At 37.6% G+C, this 22,868-nt stretch carries 25 protein-coding genes; all 25 read left to right on the forward strand.

The window, feature by feature from the left end; all coding sequences use genetic code 11:
* Positions 1–12 precede the first annotated feature (12 nt).
* Positions 13–4,086, forward strand: coding sequence for an RHS repeat-associated core domain-containing protein (locus tag AC2117_RS07840; protein WP_133973143.1), 4,074 nt, complete (start codon positions 13–15; stop codon positions 4,084–4,086).
* A 5-nt stretch (positions 4,087–4,091) separates the two neighbouring features.
* Entirely contained in the window at positions 4,092–4,415 is a 324-nt protein-coding gene (locus tag AC2117_RS07845) for a hypothetical protein (protein ID WP_087400758.1), read from the forward strand.
* A gap of 83 nt (positions 4,416–4,498) precedes the next feature.
* Positions 4,499–4,957, forward strand: a complete 459-nt coding sequence (locus AC2117_RS07850; RefSeq protein ID WP_133973145.1) for a hypothetical protein — start codon at positions 4,499–4,501, stop codon at positions 4,955–4,957.
* Between the two features lie 11 nt (positions 4,958–4,968).
* Positions 4,969–5,196 (forward strand): hypothetical protein, encoded by a 228-nt coding sequence (locus AC2117_RS07855; protein WP_133973147.1) that lies wholly within the window; start codon positions 4,969–4,971, stop codon positions 5,194–5,196.
* Between the two features lie 71 nt (positions 5,197–5,267).
* On the forward strand, positions 5,268–6,173 hold the full coding sequence (locus AC2117_RS07860) for a hypothetical protein (RefSeq protein WP_133973149.1): 906 nt from the start codon (positions 5,268–5,270) through the stop codon (positions 6,171–6,173).
* Between the two features lie 2 nt (positions 6,174–6,175).
* Entirely contained in the window at positions 6,176–6,979 is an 804-nt protein-coding gene (locus AC2117_RS07865) for a hypothetical protein (RefSeq protein WP_133973151.1), read from the forward strand.
* Complete coding sequence (locus AC2117_RS07870) at positions 6,972–7,172, forward strand: TraR/DksA C4-type zinc finger protein (RefSeq protein ID WP_013197572.1); 201 nt, start codon at positions 6,972–6,974, stop codon at positions 7,170–7,172. The genes AC2117_RS07865 and AC2117_RS07870 overlap by 8 nt, the downstream gene beginning before the upstream one ends.
* Positions 7,173–7,183: 11 nt before the next feature.
* Entirely contained in the window at positions 7,184–7,696 is a 513-nt protein-coding gene (locus AC2117_RS07875; protein WP_133973153.1) for a hypothetical protein, read from the forward strand.
* 19 nt (positions 7,697–7,715) lie between these two features.
* On the forward strand, positions 7,716–9,722 hold the full coding sequence (locus AC2117_RS07880; protein ID WP_133973155.1) for a terminase: 2,007 nt from the start codon (positions 7,716–7,718) through the stop codon (positions 9,720–9,722).
* 51 nt (positions 9,723–9,773) lie between these two features.
* Positions 9,774–11,312, forward strand: a complete 1,539-nt coding sequence (locus tag AC2117_RS07885) for a phage tail protein (protein WP_133973157.1) — start codon at positions 9,774–9,776, stop codon at positions 11,310–11,312.
* Between the two features lie 14 nt (positions 11,313–11,326).
* Entirely contained in the window at positions 11,327–11,605 is a 279-nt protein-coding gene (locus AC2117_RS07890; RefSeq protein ID WP_013197576.1) for a hypothetical protein, read from the forward strand.
* 1 nt (position 11,606) lies between these two features.
* The gene (locus AC2117_RS07895; RefSeq protein WP_133973158.1) at positions 11,607–12,737 is read left to right on the forward strand and encodes a hypothetical protein; all 1,131 of its coding nucleotides are present in this window, start codon (positions 11,607–11,609) and stop codon (positions 12,735–12,737) included.
* The gene (locus tag AC2117_RS07900) at positions 12,727–13,272 is read left to right on the forward strand and encodes a hypothetical protein (RefSeq protein WP_133973160.1); all 546 of its coding nucleotides are present in this window, start codon (positions 12,727–12,729) and stop codon (positions 13,270–13,272) included. The genes AC2117_RS07895 and AC2117_RS07900 overlap by 11 nt, the downstream gene beginning before the upstream one ends.
* Positions 13,272–13,574, forward strand: coding sequence for a hypothetical protein (locus AC2117_RS07905; protein WP_133973162.1), 303 nt, complete (start codon positions 13,272–13,274; stop codon positions 13,572–13,574). The genes AC2117_RS07900 and AC2117_RS07905 overlap by 1 nt, the downstream gene beginning before the upstream one ends.
* A 154-nt stretch (positions 13,575–13,728) precedes the next feature.
* Positions 13,729–15,507 carry a hypothetical protein gene (locus tag AC2117_RS07910; RefSeq protein WP_133973164.1) on the forward strand — a complete coding sequence of 593 codons (1,779 nt, stop codon included), beginning with the start codon at positions 13,729–13,731 and terminating at the stop codon, positions 15,505–15,507.
* A 64-nt stretch (positions 15,508–15,571) separates the two neighbouring features.
* Positions 15,572–16,123 (forward strand): hypothetical protein, encoded by a 552-nt coding sequence (locus AC2117_RS07915; protein ID WP_133973166.1) that lies wholly within the window; start codon positions 15,572–15,574, stop codon positions 16,121–16,123.
* A 4-nt stretch (positions 16,124–16,127) separates the two neighbouring features.
* The gene (locus AC2117_RS07920) at positions 16,128–16,415 is read left to right on the forward strand and encodes a hypothetical protein (RefSeq protein ID WP_133973168.1); all 288 of its coding nucleotides are present in this window, start codon (positions 16,128–16,130) and stop codon (positions 16,413–16,415) included.
* 119 nt (positions 16,416–16,534) lie between these two features.
* Positions 16,535–17,830, forward strand: coding sequence for a hypothetical protein (locus tag AC2117_RS07925; RefSeq protein WP_133973170.1), 1,296 nt, complete (start codon positions 16,535–16,537; stop codon positions 17,828–17,830).
* 17 nt (positions 17,831–17,847) lie between these two features.
* A complete protein-coding gene (locus AC2117_RS07930) occupies positions 17,848–18,609 on the forward strand; it encodes a hypothetical protein (RefSeq protein WP_133973172.1) in 762 nt (253 codons plus the stop codon).
* A gap of 64 nt (positions 18,610–18,673) precedes the next feature.
* Entirely contained in the window at positions 18,674–18,952 is a 279-nt protein-coding gene (locus AC2117_RS07935; RefSeq protein WP_133973174.1) for a hypothetical protein, read from the forward strand.
* Positions 18,953–19,225: 273 nt separating this feature from the next.
* On the forward strand, positions 19,226–19,537 hold the full coding sequence (locus tag AC2117_RS07940; protein WP_133973176.1) for a helix-turn-helix domain-containing protein: 312 nt from the start codon (positions 19,226–19,228) through the stop codon (positions 19,535–19,537).
* Positions 19,537–20,760, forward strand: a complete 1,224-nt coding sequence (locus AC2117_RS07945; protein ID WP_133973178.1) for a type II toxin-antitoxin system HipA family toxin — start codon at positions 19,537–19,539, stop codon at positions 20,758–20,760. Before AC2117_RS07940 ends, AC2117_RS07945 begins: the two co-directional genes overlap by 1 nt.
* Before the next feature lie 118 nt (positions 20,761–20,878).
* Positions 20,879–21,526: a hypothetical protein gene (locus tag AC2117_RS07950; protein ID WP_133973180.1), complete on the forward strand. Its 648-nt coding sequence runs from the start codon at positions 20,879–20,881 to the stop codon at positions 21,524–21,526.
* Complete coding sequence (locus AC2117_RS07955; RefSeq protein WP_133973182.1) at positions 21,526–21,969, forward strand: hypothetical protein; 444 nt, start codon at positions 21,526–21,528, stop codon at positions 21,967–21,969. Before AC2117_RS07950 ends, AC2117_RS07955 begins: the two co-directional genes overlap by 1 nt.
* A complete protein-coding gene (locus AC2117_RS07960) occupies positions 21,969–22,862 on the forward strand; it encodes a hypothetical protein (protein WP_133973184.1) in 894 nt (297 codons plus the stop codon). Before AC2117_RS07955 ends, AC2117_RS07960 begins: the two co-directional genes overlap by 1 nt.
* The last annotated feature ends 6 nt before the right edge of the window (positions 22,863–22,868 follow it).

The following is a 22,868-nucleotide window of genomic DNA, read 5'->3' on the forward strand; positions in this document are numbered from 1 at the left end:
GGTTATAAAAACATGCATTTGAAAAAAAATATTTCGATATTAGTAACTACAAGTATCGTGAGTAGTTCTGTATTAGCTGTAGATCCGATATATGTTGGCACATTACCGCCTTTAACATTCTACGGTACGCCAGATCCTGTATTAGACATAAACCAGATAAATTCAACCTCACAAATCTTTTATCAAGACATGCATAGGGGCATTCATCCTATTTATAATTCGAATCAAACAGCTAGTGTATTCAAGAGTGGAGATAACAGTGATTGTCAAACGCCTAATCCTGTAAGAATTAATAGTGGGGAAAAACTGCATGAAGAAGTTGCTTTTACAACTAATTGGGAAATGCCTTTAAATTATTCTAGAATCTATTATTCACAAGATAAAAAGAATGAGATAGTAAGTGATTTAGGTTTTACCCTAGACAGTACAAGTTTTGGAAAACGATGGGCTGATAATTATGATGTACAGTTAAGAGATAAGGCAATTTATGCTTATCAAAATAAAGTACAGTTTATTAGGCAACTACCCGATGGTGCATTTTCACCTATTTCTGAAGCAAGAGATTATAGTCAAATATCTAATCCATATACTTTACCGAATGGAGATATAGAAACATATACAATAGAAGTTTTTAATAATAGTCCACGCCTGCATCATGGAAACATAAAGAGTAGAAAAAATTTACATGGGATTGGTTGGGAGCAAACAACTGACTCAGCGACACGGATAACTACAATTACCCATACGAATGGCAAAACTATTAAAATAAAACCCGCAGGTAATTCTACAACTGAGGTAACGGATCCTGCTGGAAATGTTTATACTTTCAAATGGAATGGTACACGGCTTGTCGAACTAATTTACCCAAATAATTTGGGGAAAAAAACATATCATTATGGAGAGAATGGAGCTGGTGCGGATCTTCTTACAGGTATTTCTATTGATGGTAAACGTTATTCGACTTATCTCTACGATGGTGAAAGAACAATACAAAGTGGCCGCAGTGATGGAACTCAAACTTTTAAATTAGAGTATGGCAATAATTATACTATTGTAACTAATCCTTTAGGTGCTGTTTCTAAGTATATTTATACAAATGATAATAAAGATAAGTTGACTAAAATCGAACGTAGTGGTGTAAATAATTGTCCAAATAGTAATGCTGTAACTAAATACGATAATAATGGGTATGTTAGTTCTGAAATCGATTGGAATGGAATTGAAACTACTTATCGACGTGATGCAAATGGGCTGTTGATAGAAAAAAGTACACCTGCGAGTAAATCAGTTACCAAATACACTTGGCTTAACTCACCCTATTTAATTAGTAAAGTCGAAAATCTAAAGAATAATATCGTGACATCTGACATCACGTATTCATATTATTCTTCAACTGATACTGCTAAAAATCGTATTAAAAGTATTAAATCTTGTAGTAAAGTTGGAACAACTACCTGTAAAACAATTGGTTATGGTTATACATTCCATAGCAATGGTATGCTTAAAGATGTAGCAATAAATACTAATGAAAAAACATCAACTTATACTTATGATGCTATAGGGAATCTTATTCAATATAAAAACCCTTTAGGTCATATTACAACTTATTCTAATTATGATGGTTTGGGTAATGTCGGTAAAATTACTGATCCAAATGGGTTTGTAATTGAGTTTAGCTATGATGCACGTGGACGTGTCATAAATAAAAAAGAAACTCTAGCCAGTGATCAAATTCGTACAACCACCTATCAATATGGAGCTTTTGGAATTACGCAAACTGAAACTAACGGTATGCGTGAGACGATTAATTATAATGATAACGGTACAGTTGCGAGTATAACAAACGGGACAGGTAACACGATCTTAAGTGGACAATATTTTACTTATTCTAAATTAGGAAAATTATTACGTGTAGATTATAAGGAAGGTTCTAATATTCGCTTTAGTCAGATAAAAGAACATAATCAACTTGGATGGACGACAGCAAATAAAGGGAATAACGCGCAAAAAATCACTTATGAATATGATGGAAATGGAAATATCATCAAAGAAACTGACTCTTTTGGAAAAATCACTACATATGCCTATGATGCGAATAACTATTTAAGTGAAGTGAAACGACCAGATGGTTCAACTACCCAAACAATCTATGATGCCAATGGTAATTTGACTTCCATAAAAGATGGTAAAGGTAATACTACAAGTCATACCTATGATGGCTTTGGAAACTTATTATCATCTCAAAGCCCAGACAAAGGATTAACAAAATTTAGTTATAATGTCGATGGAAACGTAATTCAGCTGACACGTGCCAATAATATAGTTACCACATATACTTACGATGTATTAGGACGTCAAACTAAAGCGCAGACTGGTACTCAAGTGCATGCATGGGTATATGATAATTGTACAAATGGTAAAGGCCGTTTGTGTGGAACATCGGATGGTACAAGCTCTTCAGGATATGGATACAATAAAGCTGGACAAATGATTGTTCAGACCAGAGTGATAAACGGTACAAATTATCAAACACATTGGTCCTATGATAACTATGGACGTTTAAGCAGTGAAAGTTTTGCAAATGATAGTTATAAAATATCATATGGCTATGACACTTTGAGCAGAATCAATACAGTTAAAGTTCGAGTACAAGGTGCTGATAAAGATGTAGTTAAAAATATTACATATGAACCTTATGGTGATATTAAAAGTTGGACATACGGGAATGGTTTAACACGTACAACTAGTTTTGATAAGGATTATAGAATTACTGGTATTAATACAGAGGCCATTCAAAAGTTAAGTCATAGCTATAATACAAATAACTTGATTAGCAATGTTGATAATAGTCTAGAAGTAAATCGATCGGCTACTTATACTTATGATGCTATAGGGCAACTTACTAAATCAGCTTCTACACAATATACAGAAAGTTGGACTTTTGATAAAAATTCAAATCGAAGCACTCGAGTAGGTAATACTAACCTAACAACAAATTATCAAACTAATATTGGAAATAGATTAGCCAGTACGACAACAACTGAAGCAAAAAGCTTTAGCTATGATGTGCTTGGAAATTTAATTAAAAAAACTGGTCATGGAGGGATTGTAGATTACAGCTATGATGGCTTTAATCGCCTAAAAACTGTGAAAGCTGGAAGCAACAGTACAAGTTATGATTATGATGTATTTAATTTGCGAACTAGGAAAACTGGTGGAGCTGGCAACGTAAATTATATTTACTCCCCAGATGGCAGATTATTAGGTGAATCAAATACTTCAGATACTAATATCAGTACAGCTTATGTTTGGTTGTATGGACAGGTAATTGGTGTGGTCCGCAACAATACATTAAATTTTGTACATAATGATCATTTAGGAAGACCTGAAGTTTTAACTAATGCCTCTAAGACTATTGTATGGAAATCTCAAAATAACAGTTATGACAGCAATGTGATTCAAAGCAGTATTGGACAATTTAACATTGGTTTACCAGGTCAATATTATGATGTGGAATCTGGGCTTTGGTACAACTGGAATAGATATTTTGATGGAACTGTAGGTCGTTATACGCAACCTGACCCAATTGGATTAGCTGGTGGAGTAAATACTTATACGTATGTTGGGAATAATCCTGTGAATTTTATTGACCCCTATGGTTTATGGTCATTAAGTATTGAAGGTTATTATGGTGTAGGTGGTGGTGCTTCAATTAGTTATAACAATGGGACATTAGAAGTTACTGGTAAACTTGGTGTCGGGCTTGGTGCAGGGGTTGGTCTTGACCCTAATGGCAAACCTTCGAAACATGCACTGGATTGTGGTTCAGGTGCTATCGCAAGAACTAATTCAAAACTAGAAATGGGGGCGGGAATTGGACCAATAGAAGCTACACTTTTCGGAGTTTCAGGATATACAGGGAATGGACTTGTACAATCAGAAAAAGGTGGTGATTTTCAATTTAACAAACCTCAATTAGTTATACCTGGTGTTACTGTCGATCCTTCGAAAAAGTTTTCATGGCGTATAGGGGGAAGTGTGGGCGGCAATGTTTCTGCAGAATTCGGTCATTATTCTAATTGGTAATTATCATGAAAAAATTTATAATTTTTGCTGTAATAGGTTTATTAATTGCCCTTTTAGTTGAGCCAGTACTAGATAAAGCAATGAAAAGTGATGAAGACACTAAATACATTGAAAAAATACTTTCTGATGACTCTAAATTAAAGAAGGATTACGGAGAGGTTGAAAGCTATAGTATTGTTTCTAAAGGTAGGTTTTCTGGTTCGCCTAGTTTACCTGCCCATAACCATTATAAAATCCGTATTCAGACAAAAAATAATAGCCAAGTTATATTTCTTAATATATTTAAGGATGAATCAGGGAAATTATTAAAGTATGAATACTCTGATTAATAATTATATTTTGGAACTGTTGAGTTAGCGCTCAAAGACAAAATGATTTCATAGTCCTGTACATAAGTTCAGGACTTTTTTATATGCAACAAGATCAAATTACTGTTTTAGTAGGAATTGCTGAAGGAATTAATAAGAATGATGAAAACCTCTTGGTTGATCACTTCTTAGGGTATGCAAACCGAGAATTAGAACCACAAGAAATTGATAATGTAGTTAAAGGGGAAATGGTTGAAGGCATCACAGCCTACAAGCAAGGGCACTACTATAAGATTTCATCTAATAATGAAAAGCAAAATGCCAATGACTTTGAAATTAGCATTCACTTCCAAGATGGCCCAATCTCAGAACATGGTATTAATGGGGCGACCAGTGAAGCGTTATTACAAATCCTAATCCACCGTACAAAGACTTTGGATGAAAATTTCCCAAGTGAGTTCAACAAACAAGCGATTGCTTATATGGAAAGTGCGTTGAACGAATTTAATAAGCGAACATCCGAGCGCCGTGCTCGTGGTGTTGAAGGCACACTTGTTAAGTAATTGGGTGAAGTATGCGATTAAGTATTTTTTGTCGAAAGCGTGGTTGTTCTCAATTAATTGACTTATCTGAAATGGATTGTATGCAAGTATCTAAAAGTGATCATAGAGGCAGCATGGTTTATGAGAGCTTTTATGATGTTTTTATCTCTCTTAAAAGTGGATACATCTTTGATGCAACCCTAGAAGATAAACAACATGACAAGCTACTGGAAATGATTAAGTTTGATCAAAAGATATGATCTGGAACTGATTAAAATTCGATAGCTAATGAACTGAAACAATAGCCCCAAACAGCATTGGGGCTATTTTTATGGCTAGCAGAAATAGAAAGACTAAAGTTCTCTCTTACAACCTACATGATCGATGCCGTAAATATACTGGTGTAGATCGAAGTAATGTCGATGTAGGCGCAATGATTAATTTGATTAATAGTGACCATGTACAAGAGATGGTTTCTACTAATTCATTGCAGGGCTTTTACGGACATCATATTCGACAGCGCTATGGTATGGTGCCGCCTGAAACGGTGATCATAAAAGGTAGAATCGTATATCTTTCACGGGCATTTAAAACAATTGAGTTGCGTGCTTCAAATGATGGAACGGTTGAACACCGAGAAGAGTTTTATGATAACGAACCTGGTGAGATCGCATTACAAGATTATAAAGCTCAAGCGGGTGGCTTTAGTACATCAGTTAATTACAAGAATATCGGTGGTCGTCTCATTCCAACGGGCTTTTTTGGTTTTGACTTTGTTGCACAGCCTAACTATGCAAGTAATGTCGGTGATGGTCAGTTATTTGATGGTTTATTTGTTCCTGAAGAGCCAGAAGGCATTGTTTCTTGTTTTGATAGTGCAACTGATATTTCTCAGTTATCGCCCTCTGAAATTGTTATTGCTCAATTGCTTGAAGACCAAATCTTCCAGACTTACGACAATATCAACAGTCAGATCCACCTTTTAAATGAGTTGGGTAATGCCCAAGGTTTAGTAGGTGAATTATCCGATGAAATGGCGAAACAAAAACGCCGTCAAGAACTAAGAGAAGAACGTAAAAAAGACCTTTATACAGGCATGGTTCATGAAGTTAAAAGCTTTGATTCAGTACAGCAACACGCCGTACAAGTTCTTCAAGGTTTGGACCAACCAAATGTAAAAGAGAAACAGCCGAAGCCGAAAAAGTCTTTTGGCAATATTTTTAGTGTATGGGGGTAAAAATGAATTACCCCAATGATTCACTAAAAAGCATTCAAAATGCTTGGTATAAGCAGCTTGTTAATTTTCGGGCTTGGTATATGCCTGAGACGCAATTAACGGCTGACTGGAAATTAAGAGCCATTGGCGGCGCTATAAAAGCATGTCCGTCACGGATGATGGATGATTCAGAGGCGATGCTTTCTGAATACAGAAAAAGTCAGAAGCATGATGAAGGGTCAAAAGTACTTTTACCCGTAATGCTCACAGCTACAGCTCTTACAGATCAGCCGCCTGATGTTAACCAGTTATTACCAGTCCCTGATTTCATTGAGACAATTATTGATGAAAAGCGGGTTAAGGTTCGACTGGTACCAACAACAGTAAGAGCTCAAATCGCATTCTTTGCCACTAATCCTAATGACTTACGCTCAGTCATTGATCAATTTTGCGCGTATATGTCTAGCAGTGATAACCGCCGTTTCAACGTGCCTTTCCAGCAATGGAATGAGCATGTTGTTAATTCAAATTTCACCGCTTTTGAAAATGAGCTTTTTCCATCCCCAGTCCCTAGTGAAGCAATCAACCTTTCTATCTCAACTGTAGATATTCAGCTAGTCGGTTATACGCCAAATGTCATTGGTTTTGGAGGTCCTTTTGACCAAAACACGGGTAATGGCTATGAACCTGACGGATCAGCGGTGGAACAGCCCGCAATTAACGACAAGGTCGTAGTGCAAGCTGACCAATACACGCCACTCGATCACCAGCGCGTGAAGGGTGACATTGAGACAGGTGAAATTACAGTTGAGCGTATAGATGACTGACTTAATCGATAAAGCACAAGAAAGTGCTGAATATTTACTACAGCAAGAAATTGCGAACCGGTGCCGTTTTGAAGGTGAATCTGAAAAAGAATGCCTTGAGTGTGGTGAAGAAATCCCTGAGCGACGTAGAGCTCTTGGTGGCGTGAAGTTCTGTATTGAATGCCAGACCAAGTTAGAACGAAAACGGCGTTAGGGGAAAATGCTATGTCTGAAATTATTCGTATAGACAGCCGTGTTGCCGGTTTCTCAGATCAACCGATTCGTTTAATTGGAGCTGTTTTTGCTGACACTGGCGAGCTAGTGATCCAAAAGACTGAAGTTTATTCAAATTTACCTGTACCAATTAAATTAAGAGATCAAACGGTTGTAGTGACTGACTCCCCAGATCAGGTACAAAACTGGCAATTAAGTTTCAATGCCAAAGAGCACTTAGAAGAAGTGATTTCAATTTACCAAGCTCGTTTCAGAGCAAAGTTAATTGAAATTGAGCCGAAGCTTAACCAGTACAACCCAAAAAACGTACTTGAAATCCGTAAAGTCGATAAAAACGGTCTTCAGCAAGAGTTTGATAGCAGCAGTTTAAACAACGGGCACATTGCAATCCTTTTAGCGGTTTGGGCAAGTACAAAAATTGCTAAAGGTTATTCGATTACTGAGGGGAACCAGTTTGAAGAAGATGCAGTAGATCAAACCATGCTTCCTTTTTCATTCTTTTAATTGATGGTGTTTTTACGGTATGGCTTTAGCACCATTGAAAGAAATCCCTGAATGGTGGGAACTTTGTGAACGTTATCGATACGACATCTATGCTTTCGCCGTAGAAGCTTTAGGTGTCGAACCGACATGGCAACAAGAATTACTTTTTGAATCAATAGCCTTTGATGGTAGCCGTACCTCCGTTGCTTCGGGCCATGGCTGTTTTGGTAAAGGCACATTAATCAAATTAGCCAATGGGAAATTTATACCTGTTGAGCGTATTAATCTAAATCATAAGATCCTTGCTGCAGATGGCAAAACAGAGCTGGACGTAATAAAAACAGTAACCGGTTATCAGGAAATGTTCCGGTTTGAATATGAGAATGGTAAGGCTCATACCTTTAATAAATCTCATATCCTTTGTTTAATCTCTTTATACGATGGTAACGGCTGGTCAAAGGGCGACAGGATTGAATTGCTTGTTTCCCAGTACATGAATCTTAAGCCAGAAAATAGAGAACAGTTTGCATCCTATCGGCTTGAAGATGGGGAAATTAAGCCTTTAAAAATCTCATTGGTAACTGGGCTTGGTGAAGGCAAATATTACGGCTTTGTACTTGATCCAGATCCATTCTTTTTAGGTGAAGATGATTTAGTCCTTCATAACACTGGTAAAACTGCCAGTGCGGGTATTGTTGCCCTGTGGCATCTCTTGTTTTTTGATGAATCAATCATGATGTTTACTGCCCCGCAAATCGGGCAGTTAAAAAAACAAGTTTGGAAAGAAATCAGTATCAATCTAGCGCGATTGAAACAAGGGCCTTTGGCATGGCTCGCTGATTATGTTGGGTATCAGTCAGAACTGGTTTATATCAAGGGATATAAAGAAAAGTGGTATGTCTTTGCTAAGACTGCACCAAAGCATCAGCCAACTAACCTCGCTGGTAACCACGGCGATAACTATATGGTGTGGGTCGATGAGGCCAGCGGTGTAGATGATGCTGTACTTGATGTGGCGTTTGGTGCTTTAACGCATGAAGATAACCGCGCTGTAATGACTTCTCAGCCTACCCGTAACGCGGGTATGTTCTATGAGACTCATCACAAGCTAAGTCATCGGGCTGGTGGGGTATGGATTGCTTTAACTTTTAACGGGGAGGAATCACCCCTTGTAAGTAAGCAATCTCTAGAAGAACAACGGCAAAAATATGGTAGCCGTGACGATGCACAATACAAAATTCGTGTACTTGGTGAATTTCCTGATTTATCCGATGAGTTCTTAATAACCAAGCGTCAGACAGAAGAAATGTATGTTGGCGCAAGTATTTTTGATGACCATCAATTCGGCTATATTATTACCGTGGACGTGGGTGGTGGTGTAGGTCGAGATGACTCAGTTATTGTAATTAGTAAGGTTTGGGGTGAGGCTCAATGGGGAGAACGAGCTCGCCGTGTAGAAGTGGTAGATATTCCGCTGTGTAAAAACCGAGACGATATTCTTGAACTATTCGCAAAAATTAATGAATTACTTTTACAGTATCCAAATGCAAACTTAGTTGTAGATGATAACGGTGCTGGTAAAGGCTTAGGCCAATACTTGAAAAAACAAGGCATTTTCTATGTGCCTGTATACTGGGGTTCACAGTGCTTTAGTAACGATAACCGCAAAGAGTTTACAAATAAGCGTTCCTTAGCCTACGTTGGATTTGCTCGAGCAGTCGCAAGTGGCCGCTTTAAGATGAAAACGAAAAAGCACCATGTAAAAATTAAAGATCAATTGATCCACATTCCTTACCGCTTTGATGACTTTGCTCGATATAAAATTTTGAGTAAGGATGAGATGAGACGTATGGGTATTAAGTCGCCCGATTTAGGTGATGCTTTTGCTTTCTTATTTTTAGAAAATGTTCATTACACAGAAGCATATGAAACTGTAAATGTAACGGATGATACGCCAGAAGGCCGAGAACAAGCGGATCGTAAGTCTAGATTTGAAGCTTTAAGACAAGCTGCAGAAAATGATCAAGCTAATGGAACTGACCCCTAAAATAACCTTGAGCCATAGCTACCATAGTTAAATAAATCATATGGGTGAGTTATGGCTATTAACTTCTTTTTAACTGATGTTGGTCGGAATGCTTTAAATAAAGTTGGTGATGTCGCTAGTTTTGGTGGGGAATTGACACATCTTGCCGTTGGGACAAGCAAATTCGATGCGTCAAAAGAGGCAAAAACTTTAACTACACTTAAAAATGAGTTAGCTAGATTTTCTTTAAATGGTGGAGATGTAGATTCAGAAACGGGCACTTTACGTTTTGTGATGAGTATTGAACCTACTCTAACAATGGAAGTATTTGAGTTAGGGATTTATCTATCAGATGGTACTTTACTTGCGGTTGCTTCAACGACTACAGCTGAATCAATCATGTCGTTACATGCAAACGTTGTTGCAATACTGACATTTGGATTTGTTTTAACTGACGTTAATCTAGATAAAGTAACAATTAAGATTGATCCCAATACTCCAATTGCTGTCATGTTGATGAACCAGCATAGCGCTGATGAAGATCCACACCCGCAATACGGCGCATTAACTCGTAAGCTTATGACCGAACATAATGCACACGAAGATCCACACCCACAATATGCATTTAAGAAGGACGTGAAGACCAAGGATGATGATTTACAATATCAGATCGATGGTTTAGATACTTCATCTAAAAATTTAGTAATACAGCTAATAGATTTAAAAAAATATTTAGATTCTCAATATCCAAAACTAATTGGTGCAGGTGTCAATGTTGGGAAGACCGCAATTATCGATTTAGGTGGAAAAGTAACGGATTTACGTGACTCAAAATATGCTATTCAACTTACACCAGAAAGTTCTCATGAGGGATGGTCAATCACTCGGGCTGAAAAATCGTTCTCTTATGAAGTTTGGAATCGTTCAGGTCAAAATCGAATTGACTATTCAGGTGCCGTTAGTTGGTCCGTTCTTCAGGTAGCAGCAGAAACACTAAATGATGGTAACGGCGATTACACTGTACCAGGCGTTTATATTATTCCAATTCAGCCTAAAGAGCTAAAAGAGTTCATTCTAGTTGGCGCTGGTGGAGCTGGGGGCGGCAGTGTATGGGAATTAGGAGTTTTGGCCCACGGAACACATGGTACTGATACACGCTTACGTTTAAATGAGCTTGATTTGGCTGTTGTCGGTGGTGGGAAAGGCGGGACAAGCGGCCAATGGTCAAATGGTAGTGCGTTCTCTAACGGTGCAGGTGGTTTAGCTAGTGCAATTACGGTTACTTCAAGCATTACGGAAATTTCTAGAAAACTCGGTAATGCTGGTACAGCTGCAAACCAGTTGAACCATAAAGGCGGTGCTTCTGTAAGTACAGTTTCAAACTGGGGTGCGGGTGGCGATGGTGCAAATGGTGTTGGTGATGATGGCTGGGCACTTGGCGGTGGTGGTGCCAGCGGTGGTTTACTCATTTGTAGATATTCCAATACATCCGAAAAAATGCAGTACATGACTCTAGTTGTTGGCGAAGCTGGGCATATAACAGAAAGTAATGGTAATAGCGGTAAAACGGGTATTGGCGGCTTTGCCCGTGTAAGTACTGTTTCAGCATAAGCAGGTGAAACAGTATGAGAAATGATTATCGAAATGCTATTAGAGACCTAATTCACCGAAATCTTCAACGAAACAATATTCAGAATCTGATTGTTTGGGAAATCAAAGAGGATGAATCACAAGATCCATCACTCTTAAGCTACAAACTTTATGGTTCACGAAATCAAATTGATGCGGTTCTTGTGGCTTGTGGAGCCAATGGTATTTGGGAAAAGTTACCACTTCAAAAGGTAGCATTTCCAAGGCTTGCAGATTTATTAAAACTTCAAAAAGAATATTTGCAGGATAATTAATATGTCAGAGTTCAAGCCAGATGATTTCCGCCGTGCTCAGCTTCAATTAAATCAGTCTTTGCAAAACGGTGCAGTACGTAGAGATCAACAGAGTCGTCAAAAAGCGGACAGGGACCAAAGGGCGTTTGCTGAAAAAGAAATTGAATATGATGATTGGGGACGAAAGATCCCTAAACCTATGTTCTTGCGGCCACATGACATTTCGCAAGGTGAAAAATACGATGTTGAACGGGTTCTTTTTACAACCTTAGGTCAGCAAAATGGAGAAGTGCCAAGGCGTATCACCCGTGATGATATCTTGGCATTTCAAGAAAACATTCAACTTTTAAAAGATCAATATAGTAAAGGTATTACCCCTCAAAACATCATTAATTTAAGCCGACAAGATGATATTGATCGGGCAAATGAGCAAATCCATTTGGCGGTACCAGTAAGTAGAAAAGCAGGTTTAGTGCATTTACTCACTAATGCCGGTCCAAAAAGTAAAGTCTTAAATCACCACGTTGAAATTGAGTTCTCAAACTTTAAATCAGTTGTTTTTGATATTGATAAACAAGCCTCAAGTACTGTTAAAAACCGTTTGGCTAAAGGGAAAATCAAATTCCAATGTGATTGTGAGCGACATACGTTTTGGTATCGATACATGGCAACTATTGGTGGTTATAACCTAGGTCGAGATGAAGGAGGTTTCCCGAAAATACGTAACCCTCACTTGTCTGGTGTGGCTTGTAAGCATGTTTTGCGTGTTGTTAAGTGGATAGGTTCACCATCAGGCATTGCATATCTTAAAAAAGAAGTAGAGAAAGACCGCCAGAAACAAGTTGGTGCTCGATATAAGCAAACTGATAAGCAAATTCAGAATTCGATTAATGAACAAGTAAAAGATTTGATGAATGGTTCTACGAAACCAATCAAAGCAAATATTCAAAAAGCTGAAAATGAAATGATGCGTAGAGCAGATAAAGTTGCGAAAAAGCTCTTAGAACGCGAATTAAAAACCCTCAAACGTTTTGAGATTGAAACGGTAAGAGCAAGTCAAATTGAAAGAATTCAAGCCTTGCATAAGTCAGGTGCTATTGATCAGGACATGTTAAATGTCTTCATGAAAGGTTTAGGTAAAAATGCTAAATAGATCAGTAAATCAAGTTGCTAATGGTCGCCGTTTAGCAGCGAGACGTGTTGTTATGAATGCATTAGCAAGTATTCCAGCACAAGTTTGGCGTAAAGAAGTGATTTTCAATAATCCAGCTGAAGATTCAAAACCAATAGATCCTTTATCTTTTGAAGCAAACACACTATCGATTCAAGACGAGCCTAACTACAAGTATGAATATAAAGGCGCTGCTTATGTTCATTTCGATAAATTTAATGGTGGCTATATTCAAAAGAACTTCTCTATGAATAACCCCTCGGATTTGGTGCTAACTGCTCAAGTAGAGCCATTTAATGATGAGTTGGACGATGTATTGGAAAGGATAATCAACATTCCCGACATGATCCTAAAAGAAGGGGATCTTTTAGGGTTAATGATTTATGAAAATTTAATGTTGTGGTTTGAAATCGTAAATATCACTGGTTTTAGCCTCATGGCAGATTTTGGCAGTAAGTATGTTTTAAACCGTAGAGATGATTTGTTTATTGCACCTATGGGTGATGGAGAGAGTTAATGAGTTATTTAGTTTTTAATGAAAAAGGTAAAAAGGCTGGTGATATTGAAATAGCCGCACAATGTACTTCTGCAATTTTCAATTACCAGGTAATCGGGAACGGGGCAGAAGTAGAATTTTTCGGAAGTAATGTTCCGAATGCTGACCCACAAAATGATTTACATTGGGTGCCAATTATTACATTAACAGCTGCTGCACCGGATACAGAACCGTTTCGTCAACATTGCTGGGATAAGCTCCGTTATAAAGTGAAAACTGGTGATAGTGTGGAAATTTATGTTTCTAGTGGTGTAAGCGGATAGCTATATCAATAAAGGGCTGAGATTGTCCTTTAGCTACATTTTCTTTGTCCTCATTTTTGGGGACTTTTTTATATTTGGAACCGACCAGAATCAAGAAAAAACTCACATGTCAGACTTTGGTTATCTTAAATAGAAAGCCAAAGGCTGGTTTAAAATGACTGTTTTATCAGACGAAGTTCGTAAAAAGTATGATGCGCAACGTATTGCTACAGCTCAGTGCCAAAATTACTATTTTAAAGGTACAGATGAATTTGAAAATGGATTCGATAGTGCTCAAGTAGAATCAGGGGAATACCCAGAAGTTTTAAAAGCTATTTTTGATTCCATTGGTATTGAACATGCACCTGAAGTTGATAAAGCTGTGATGTATGGGGTAGCACAATACCAAACTCGTCATGGTGGGGAATTACCACATCCCTCAATTATCGCAGCTGCATTAACTGCTGGTTTAACCGGTGCTAAACAAGTTACAGCATTACCTGCTGAAGCACTTAGTTACTACGACAGCCTTAATGAATCAGGTTTTGATGATGTTAATCATCAACATCATGAATCTGTAAGTATTGTACCAGCCATTACCGTGGCAACCATTGCCAACGTTATTGCGTATGCAACACCTATTGTTGCAATGATTCCGAACTCTAATGGTTCTAATGAAGTTCCTCTTGTATCAATTCGCTTTGTCACCAATCGTGACTTTGGTGCAATGAAGAAATCAGAATACTTAGATGGTGCGAATGCTTCTAAGCCATATGTAGAAGGGCGTTTCCGTTTTGCCTTGTCGAATGGCGGTGCAGGTGTAACGTACTCGGTAACAGCACGAACTTCTTACGATGACTACAAAGCTAAAACACCCGATGCTAATGCAAAATTATTGCCGTTTCTTGCCGGTAATGTATCAATCAAAATTAACGGTAAAGAAGTCGCACATACCCGTAATCGCACAAAGTCAAAACTAACAGGCAAGATCTCCGCTATTGCAGAAAAAGATGTTGTAATCAATGGTGTTGAATACCGTGTAGTCGGCAGTGAAATTGATATTACAGCTAGTAAAATTAGCGTGACATTAAATCAAGCCTTACCAGCTGGTGCAAAAGTTGAAGTCCATCTAGTTGCAGATTTTGATGCTCGTGATGGCAACAATAACTACTTGATGATTCCGGTCGGTGTAGATTTTGAGCCTGAGTACGAAAATTTGGTGGCATCACCAATTATGGCACAGGTTACTTTATCAACTTTATTGCAATCTCAAGTGAATAATGAGCTTAAGCTTGGTTTTCTGGGACAAGCTTTAGCAATTGTTCAAGGAAAAATTTTCTTGGAACAAACTGTTCGATTGTTAGGTGAAGCTAAAGACTTGGCTGAGTACTCAAAACGTGAAGTTACTTTTGATGCGTCTCGTGGTGTGACTGGTAAATTAGCAGCTGCATTTAATACTACTGCGGATTTGTTTGGCGAAGTAAATAAGTTTATTTCCGCTGCTAAATTGGACATTAACCAGCGTACTGGTGGCTCTACTGTTGCATATGATCTATATGTCGGTGACAGTGGAGCAGTCTTCTTTAATCAGTTGTCGAATGATAAAATGCCGACAAAAACGGGTTATACCGCTGGTTACGGTCAAATTGTTCGCATCGGAACCCTTGCCGATGGTACCAATGTTTATCATGCGCCTTCAGCCCAAGAGCTTGTAGCAGAAGCAGATACTGCTTTTGATATGCTTTTAATTGGTCGAGGAAATGAACCAATTCGAGCGCCGTTTGTAGGCTTCATTCAAACTCCATTATCTGTTATTGAAACACGTCCAGATGCACGTGAATCAGTATTGACCTTAATTGGCTCACAAGCTGCAGAAATGAACCCGTTCGAACGTTATGCAGATCAGGGCTATGTCATCCACTGTATCAATATGCCTTCCCTCAAAAATTCGTAATACATGACCTGAAAGGCGCGTTTCGATGCGCCTTTTTTATTCTAATTCTTGTAAGGAAAAGCTCATGGCTGGAACAACTCAGAGTACCGATGAAACATTAACGTCTACAGATGATCAAGCTACTATCAAACAAAAAAATACCCGAAGTAAAACCAACAAAACTACAGAAACTCAAAATACCCAAGCTGGTGATGAAAAAGCTTCAGATCAAGGAGATTTATTAAATCCCCAAGACCAAGATAACAGCGACTCCAAAGCAGAAAATTCAACACCAGATGAAGTAAAAATCAGTGAAAAGGTCAATAATGAAACCGAATCAAAAGTAAATGAAATGGACAAAGAAGAGGTCAATACAAAGCCTCAAGAAACAAGTTCTTCTACAAACACTCAACTCATTGATGGACCATTAGCAGAAGCAAAGGGCAATAACGTAGATCTTTTAGTTATTAACGTGACTAATAACAGTTTTACAACTGTTCTAGAACCTTTATCACGTGTTGCTCTCGAATCAGGTAAAACAACTAGCATTACGTGCCATAACCAAACATTTAAACATCAGGTCCTTGAAAACTTACGACAATTGAAAGGGCTAGGTAAAAACTTAACAGTTGAGTAATAAGATGACTAGTTTAATTATTGATGGCACAAACCCAATTATGGACGCTGTAGGTGATCTACCAACTCAGCGGGTTATTACTTTGCAGAATAACGGTTTAAATGACATTACAGAACCATTTTCTCAAGTCAAAGTAAAAGCTGGTGAAAAATTTACTTTTACTTTGATTGGTGATGAAGCTTATAAGCAATTACTTGGGAATTTAGATCAAATTAATGGTTTAAAAGGAAGTGTTCTTGAGATTGTACCTTCTGAACCAGAAGTACCAGCGGAACCAGTTGGTGCCTTGTAAAAACAAAGTAATTTTAAAAACCACTTTCGAGTGGTTTTTTTACATTGGAACTAGCTAGGAAACAGTTTATGCCCAGAGCTCAAAATACCTAAAACAAATAGCCTTGGGCGTGTAATGTAATGAATATACTTGCTCTATCGAGTACTGGTGAGCTATCCCTCGTAGCAGGGGCAAGCCCATCACTCAAATTAGAATTTGATACATACAGTTATCTTGCTAATGCTGAAATCAACGTGGCTTTTTTTGCAAAAGTAACTAGCCCACGTGGTCCAGCTGATATCACAATGCGTTTGATAATTAGAGATGCTGTTACTGGTGATCTGATTGTTTCTGTGCAGGGATCAGTAGACGGAGATATTGAAACCTCTACTTCTATTGTGGCCGTAGCTGATGCCAAAGAATATTTCGAGAAATTTGAATTAACGCTAGGCATTGATGCGTTACAAGCAATTCTCAAATCAACTGCATACAACGAAGTTAATAGTTTGGGCAGAGCTTCAAAAACATTGGCTTTAGAGGATGAAGCTTTACCTTCATTTAATGCAGATGAACTATATAAAATTCTCATAAGCCAATTAGATGCTCCAGCATATCTGACATTACCTAATCCCCATGATTTACCAATTTATGTTGCCGCTCAACGAGCAGCAACAAAATTACGTGTTCCATTAGATGCAGAAATTGACCCAACATTTACGGCAGAGCAAGCGGCCCAATTTGCTAAAAGTGTGGATGCCCAATCTCAGTTTGTGCAATTTATATGGAGTCCTAACCTTTGTCGGGCTCGTGATGCAGTCACTCTTAGAGGCCGTAAAGTACCTGCGTATTATTTAGGTCACTATATTGGCGATAAATTATTACGAAATGCCAAGTTGAATAAACAGGGTTTTGCACCTTTGAAAGACGCCGTAGCATGGAAAAGCTATCCATTTACAGCAAAAAACCTTAGCCAGATGCCAGATATAGATCTTGAAGATGAACAAATTCAAGAAATGTTAGCAAAGGCTAAAGTCAATGTAGTCCGTCCTGTGAAATTTGAAACGACTTTATTTGTTTTAAGTGATGTTCTTACTCAGTATCAAAGCAAAAACAGTGCACTACGGTTAATTCCAGCTGCTGAAATTTCTGCTCGTGTTACTAATAAGTGTATTGAGATTCTTAAAACATACATGTTTCAAGCTACGCCAGATTTTATCAAAAAAGCGGGTGATGACATTCAAGCGTTCCTTGAAGGTGCTTCGAGTGAAACGACTGGTTGGTTAAAAAATGCTGAAGAACTTGGTGGCAAGCCTTTTGAATTTTCCTTAGTCCCAGATACGGATTTCCCATATGAGCGGGTCCGCCTTTATTTGGCGCATGGTGTAGTAGGTACTACTCGCGCTGTAATTTTCGATGACGATGTTTTAGTTAAATAATTTAAGGATCTTAAAAGATGAATCCATTTGGCCCAACCACACACAAACCTTTAGAATTACGTAAATTTGATTCAGCAGCTGAGCAAATTTCGATAGTTGCAAATAAGGTATCTAGTACTGACCGAGAGCAACAGTCAGTTATTGAACAAGTACGTCAAATTGCTCTAAACATCCTTTCTGATACGGTGGATGCTATTAGCGAAAATCAGCTTGAAGAAGATGAGATGGGCATTGATTATTTGGATGGATTAATTATTGATGCTTTGGGGGATGCAAGTGATGCTATATATGAAAATGCATTAATGTCTTCTCTTTCCGATGCTTTTTTAACATTTGGTGTGGTAGATACTGATATTGAAGAAATTTTCAGTGAAAATGTCGAAGCAGCAGATGTAGCCTTAGAAGCAGCTGTAAATACCGTGCTCGCTAATATGCCTGACGAAGGACCAGAATTAGAGGAACTGATTCGAGAATTCATTTTCGGTGAAGCTGATGAAACAGAAGAAGGCTTTGATTCGGTTGCCAAGAAAATTAAAGCTCGTAACGGCGCATTTAGCCAGCGAAGCGTTAATGGCCGTAAAGTCCACTATCGCGGTGTTTTAGCTATTCGTCAGGGACAGAGAACCGTTGTTAATAAGCGATTACCAGGCCAAAAGGTACGTTTAACCTCGGCTCAAAAATCTGGTATGAAGAAGGCGCGTTTACATGCTTTTTCCGCAAATGCCATCCGCAAGCGTTTACGATCATTTAATAAAGGTAAACGTTTAGGTATTTATTAATCGCTCAATAGGTAAAGTCATTGATTTGGCTTTACCTTTAATACAATAAATTGAGGAAATAAGCATGAATACAACACAGATTTTAGGTGAAGCGCCGGGCATCCAATATCAGAAAAAAACTGATAAAACTGAAGCTACAACAAATCAGTCTTTAACCAACACAATCATTATTGGCCGTTTTAAGCGTGGTCGTTTTGATGAACCCATGACGATTCATAAAGGGAATATCCGTGGGCAACTTGGCTATGACCCAAAAAACCCTGACTACATTTGCGTACAAGAATGTCTTGAGCGTAATGTACCTTCGGTGCAAGTACTCCGTGTCGCGCCTAATATTGGATAACTAATCTAAGATAAAAATAGCTGCCTTAGAGTAGCTATTTTTAATTAAATTAATAATTTTATTTTTTTTAGAAATATAAATTAATAATTATTTTTATGTTTATATAACAATTAATTATAATTTTATTTCAATTTAAATATAATTTATATAGCTCATATCTGAGATCTTAATTTATTTAAAGTTTCTTATATGGACTTTTAGTTTTTAATTTAATTAAATTTAATATAAAATATAGTTCAAATATGAACTTTTAATTGCCTTAAGGTTTCAAATATGGACTACAAAGGAAAGTTTTTTCCGCTAGACGCTGAAAATTTTATAAAAGATTTAAGTCAATTGATAAAATTTTATCGATTAGAAAAGAACATGCGTCAAGTAGATCTGGCAGAGGCTGTAGAGGTTTCATTATCGACTATAAAGCGCATTGAGAACGCTGATACTTCGGTAGAAACAGGAGCACTACTTAAAACGATTTGGTACTTAGGAATTTTAGATAAGTTAAACCAGTCCTTACCAAAAATAAAAAAAGAAGAAGTTATGCATAAACGTATTCGAGTTGGTGTTGTAAAGGATGAGGATTTTTAATGAAGCAGACAATATATTTATATATTCAAGCGCCTGATACAACTGAGTTTGTAGTTTTAGGTCGTTTAACTGTCGCTAATGATAAAGGGGAGTTTATCTATAATCCTTCATATCCGATCAATTGGGTACCAGATGAAATACAGTATCCATTAAGAAAGGGACATATATATGAAGTAAATGAAAATAAGGGCATACCTAATTTTGTAATGGATATTGTTCCTGATGCTTGGGGCCAAGTAGTGCTACAGAGAATTTTTGGTGCAGAAAAAGATACCCCATGGACAAGTTTAGATTACTTAATTCATTCAAAAAACTCAGATAGATTTGGGGCTATTTGTGTAGGAGAAATAAGAAAAGTTACTAAAAAAGCAACAGATGAAAACTTTCAAGATATGCTTAAACTCGAAGATTTCTTGGAATTTACTAATAATATTAGAACAGGGAAAGAGATTGATAAAATTAGTTTAGCTCTAGCACAAACTACATCATTGGGTGGTGCAAGACCTAAAATAACACTATATGATGATAAAAAACTTTATCTGGCAAAACCTAAAGATATAAATGATCCTGCAAATATTCCACGAATTGAGTATGCATGTTTAAGTTTTGCGGCGAAAAAAGGGTTTAATGTCGCAAATCACAATTTAAAAACAATTAACCACAATGGTATAGTCAAAGATATTTTAATTTTAGAACGATTTGATCGCGAATTTGATAAAGAAACGAAAAGATTTTATCGTTATCCAATGCTGAGTGGTTTAACTTTATTAAATGCTGCATGGACAACAACTGATCGTTCGAGATGGTCATATCCATTGTTAGCAAATGAAATGCTTAGAAAAAGAATTTCTCAAGAAGAAATTCATGAATTGTATAGGCGTATGCTTTTCAATGCTCTGATTGGAAATGATGATGACCATCCCAAAAATCATGCATTTATATTTCAAGGTGGAAGATGGCAATTAGCACCGTTATTTGATGTAGTACCCCAAGTTACTTATGTTCCGACAACTTTAGCCATGCAAATTGGGGATGATGGTACAAAAATTACAAGGAAGAACCTATTGAGTAGTGCTTCAAGTTTTAAAATTGAAAATGAAGTTGCTAAAGATATGTTAGATGAAATACTCAGTTGGAAAGATGAACTTAAAAATCACTATATAGAACTTCTATCTCCTCAAGACTTCGAGATAGTTTGGAGTAAAATTCCAAATATTGAGTAAAAAAATCCGATAAAAAAGCTACCTTTTATGGTGGCTTTTTTTATGGAACCACTCAACTTTGTAGAGGCTATAACCTTTTAATCTTGGTGCGTATAACAGCCTTTTGAGCATCAAAATTATGCAACAAGCTAACCCAATTTTACTTAATCAGCTTAAACAAGATTACATCGCCTTACAGCAACTTGGTTCACCACTATTAGCTTGCCAAGGTATGTTTGTGCCTCGTGGTATGGAAGATCTTCGCTTCTTATTTAAAAGTTGTCCACGGCCTATTGTCAGTAATGAAGATCCGGCAGAAGTTCAATATGCAGGTGGTTTTACGGGTATTGTTGCTGGACCACCCAAAACCAAATACACAGGTAACCTTCAGATTTTAGTTACCGAAGCAGGTCATGACCAAATTCTAGCTGAATATATCGTTGCTAGTGGGGGAATGATTCATGGTGATTATTACGATGGCCGTCTAGGTAGTTTTACCCGTTCTTATGCACTTGAAAACTGTGCTATTCGCTTTGAATCAGCGGAATATGATTCAGATAGCCGCTCACAAGTCATGACTGTTTCATGTCCAATTGATTACAACTATTTCGGTAGCTTTGCAAACATTGGAAATAATGGAAGTATCCAGCCAGGTAAAAAAGAAATCGATGGTACAGCTGATCTTGTTAACCGAGTTCAGCAAGTTATCAATACTGCTCAACAAGCCACTAGCCTTGTTAATGCAGTTTCTGGTGTAGGTCGCCAATTGGGCAATCTTTTCGGGTAATTGATATGAAGTTATTACCTGAATCTGAGGGGTATGCTGTAGTTGCTGGTTCTATCCAGCAACTTTCAGAAGAACTCTACAAAGAATATCAATTAACTGGTTACTCAATTTTGCTTGAGGACATCGTTAAGGCGTTTATTGAAGAGACAAAATCTTATGCGGGATGGGCTGTATTAGATTGCCAGTCCAAAGCGACCACCAGTATTGAACTGAATGAAACCATTGAACTTAACGGCGATGAGTACGTAATCATTCTGCCTTTAGTTAAGGCACATTGTGATCTTTTGCAAGCACGATTAGTTGAGGCTACAAGAGGGCTAGGAGTAGAAAGTTATGGACTTTCTGTCTCAGAAGCACAGCAAATCTATAATGAGAAGAAAGACGATTTACCAAAACTTGCATTTTTAATGGCCCCAATGAGTTTTAACATGGGGAACCGTTAATGCAAATCACCATTGTATCTGCGGGTAAAATTATTCCTGCTTCAGAGCTCATAAGTGCAACCTTACGCACTGATCTTGTACCTATTCCAGCATCAATTGAATTTACTGTCCAATCTACAGCAGAACTAGACTCCCTTTTGAAAGAAGGGGAGCAACTAACTGTAAATGATATTACTCATCCATTTGAATTAATCAAAGTCACACCACTAAAAACTCAGACCATTAAACAAGATCGCCGTGTTGGTGGGATCTCGTGTATTGGTATTTTGGCAGGTTGTAAACGTCTTATCGAATATTCTAAGCAAGCTGTTATCAGTAATGAAACCTCTTTTAATTCTGTAATTCGCGCTTGTGGGGCAACAATCAGTCTTGGCAGTGATTTACCCTTGCCAAAATTCGTATGTTTAAAAGGAAGAATGCCTACACAACGTTTGGCCCATTATCTGCAGCAAGAAGCAGCGGTTATTTGTTTTCAAAAAAACAAGATATCGGCTCAAAAAATAGATTCTTTATTTAAACAGGAAGCTGTCACAAAACTAGATCCAAGTAGCGTTGTTTGGATATCCAGTAAACCTTTGGAACTGATGCAAAAATCATCATTCGTGACCGTGGAGAATAATGGTTCAACGGTTGTTGGTGATGACTCAATAACCCCTGGACATACTGTTACTCAAAGAGCTGGTTTAGATGCCCGTCAAATAAAGAACTTGGAAAAAGTTTTGATTTTGCGGGGGACCATAATAAGACCGCTAAATTTGAATTGGAATGCAGGCGATATATTCGAAATTGATAGTAAGAAGTATGTCGTTTTAACAGCTGCACATCATATAGATACAGGCGCAATCGGGGGATCAATGGGGACTTCATCAAAGTTCTGGATTGCTAATTTGTAGGTCAAA

The organism is Acinetobacter calcoaceticus, from assembly GCF_900520355.1.
Taxonomy (GTDB): Bacteria; Pseudomonadota; Gammaproteobacteria; order Pseudomonadales; family Moraxellaceae; genus Acinetobacter; species Acinetobacter calcoaceticus_C.

What these genes read in the sequence shown, in the direction of transcription:
- AC2117_RS07920 (WP_133973168.1), top strand. Translation starts at nt 16,128, where the DNA reads ATGACTAGTTTAATTATTGATGGCACAAACCCAATTATGGACGCTGTA.
- AC2117_RS07845 (WP_087400758.1), top strand. Translation starts at nt 4,092, where the DNA reads ATGAAAAAATTTATAATTTTTGCTGTAATAGGTTTATTAATTGCCCTT.
- AC2117_RS07860 (WP_133973149.1), top strand. Translation starts at nt 5,268, where the DNA reads ATGGCTAGCAGAAATAGAAAGACTAAAGTTCTCTCTTACAACCTACAT.
- AC2117_RS07865 (WP_133973151.1), top strand. Translation starts at nt 6,176, where the DNA reads ATGAATTACCCCAATGATTCACTAAAAAGCATTCAAAATGCTTGGTAT.
- AC2117_RS07895 (WP_133973158.1), top strand. Translation starts at nt 11,607, where the DNA reads ATGTCAGAGTTCAAGCCAGATGATTTCCGCCGTGCTCAGCTTCAATTA.
- AC2117_RS07960 (WP_133973184.1), top strand. Translation starts at nt 21,969, where the DNA reads ATGCAAATCACCATTGTATCTGCGGGTAAAATTATTCCTGCTTCAGAG.
- AC2117_RS07950 (WP_133973180.1), top strand. Translation starts at nt 20,879, where the DNA reads ATGCAACAAGCTAACCCAATTTTACTTAATCAGCTTAAACAAGATTAC.
- AC2117_RS07945 (WP_133973178.1), top strand. Translation starts at nt 19,537, where the DNA reads ATGAAGCAGACAATATATTTATATATTCAAGCGCCTGATACAACTGAG.
- AC2117_RS07870 (WP_013197572.1), top strand. Translation starts at nt 6,972, where the DNA reads ATGACTGACTTAATCGATAAAGCACAAGAAAGTGCTGAATATTTACTA.
- AC2117_RS07940 (WP_133973176.1), top strand. Translation starts at nt 19,226, where the DNA reads ATGGACTACAAAGGAAAGTTTTTTCCGCTAGACGCTGAAAATTTTATA.
- AC2117_RS07930 (WP_133973172.1), top strand. Translation starts at nt 17,848, where the DNA reads ATGAATCCATTTGGCCCAACCACACACAAACCTTTAGAATTACGTAAA.
- AC2117_RS07925 (WP_133973170.1), top strand. Translation starts at nt 16,535, where the DNA reads ATGAATATACTTGCTCTATCGAGTACTGGTGAGCTATCCCTCGTAGCA.
- AC2117_RS07910 (WP_133973164.1), top strand. Translation starts at nt 13,729, where the DNA reads ATGACTGTTTTATCAGACGAAGTTCGTAAAAAGTATGATGCGCAACGT.
- AC2117_RS07855 (WP_133973147.1), top strand. Translation starts at nt 4,969, where the DNA reads ATGCGATTAAGTATTTTTTGTCGAAAGCGTGGTTGTTCTCAATTAATT.
- AC2117_RS07875 (WP_133973153.1), top strand. Translation starts at nt 7,184, where the DNA reads ATGTCTGAAATTATTCGTATAGACAGCCGTGTTGCCGGTTTCTCAGAT.
- AC2117_RS07850 (WP_133973145.1), top strand. Translation starts at nt 4,499, where the DNA reads ATGCAACAAGATCAAATTACTGTTTTAGTAGGAATTGCTGAAGGAATT.
- AC2117_RS07905 (WP_133973162.1), top strand. Translation starts at nt 13,272, where the DNA reads ATGAGTTATTTAGTTTTTAATGAAAAAGGTAAAAAGGCTGGTGATATT.
- AC2117_RS07935 (WP_133973174.1), top strand. Translation starts at nt 18,674, where the DNA reads ATGAATACAACACAGATTTTAGGTGAAGCGCCGGGCATCCAATATCAG.
- AC2117_RS07900 (WP_133973160.1), top strand. Translation starts at nt 12,727, where the DNA reads ATGCTAAATAGATCAGTAAATCAAGTTGCTAATGGTCGCCGTTTAGCA.
- AC2117_RS07880 (WP_133973155.1), top strand. Translation starts at nt 7,716, where the DNA reads ATGGCTTTAGCACCATTGAAAGAAATCCCTGAATGGTGGGAACTTTGT.
- AC2117_RS07885 (WP_133973157.1), top strand. Translation starts at nt 9,774, where the DNA reads ATGGCTATTAACTTCTTTTTAACTGATGTTGGTCGGAATGCTTTAAAT.
- AC2117_RS07915 (WP_133973166.1), top strand. Translation starts at nt 15,572, where the DNA reads ATGGCTGGAACAACTCAGAGTACCGATGAAACATTAACGTCTACAGAT.
- AC2117_RS07890 (WP_013197576.1), top strand. Translation starts at nt 11,327, where the DNA reads ATGAGAAATGATTATCGAAATGCTATTAGAGACCTAATTCACCGAAAT.
- AC2117_RS07840 (WP_133973143.1), top strand. Translation starts at nt 13, where the DNA reads ATGCATTTGAAAAAAAATATTTCGATATTAGTAACTACAAGTATCGTG.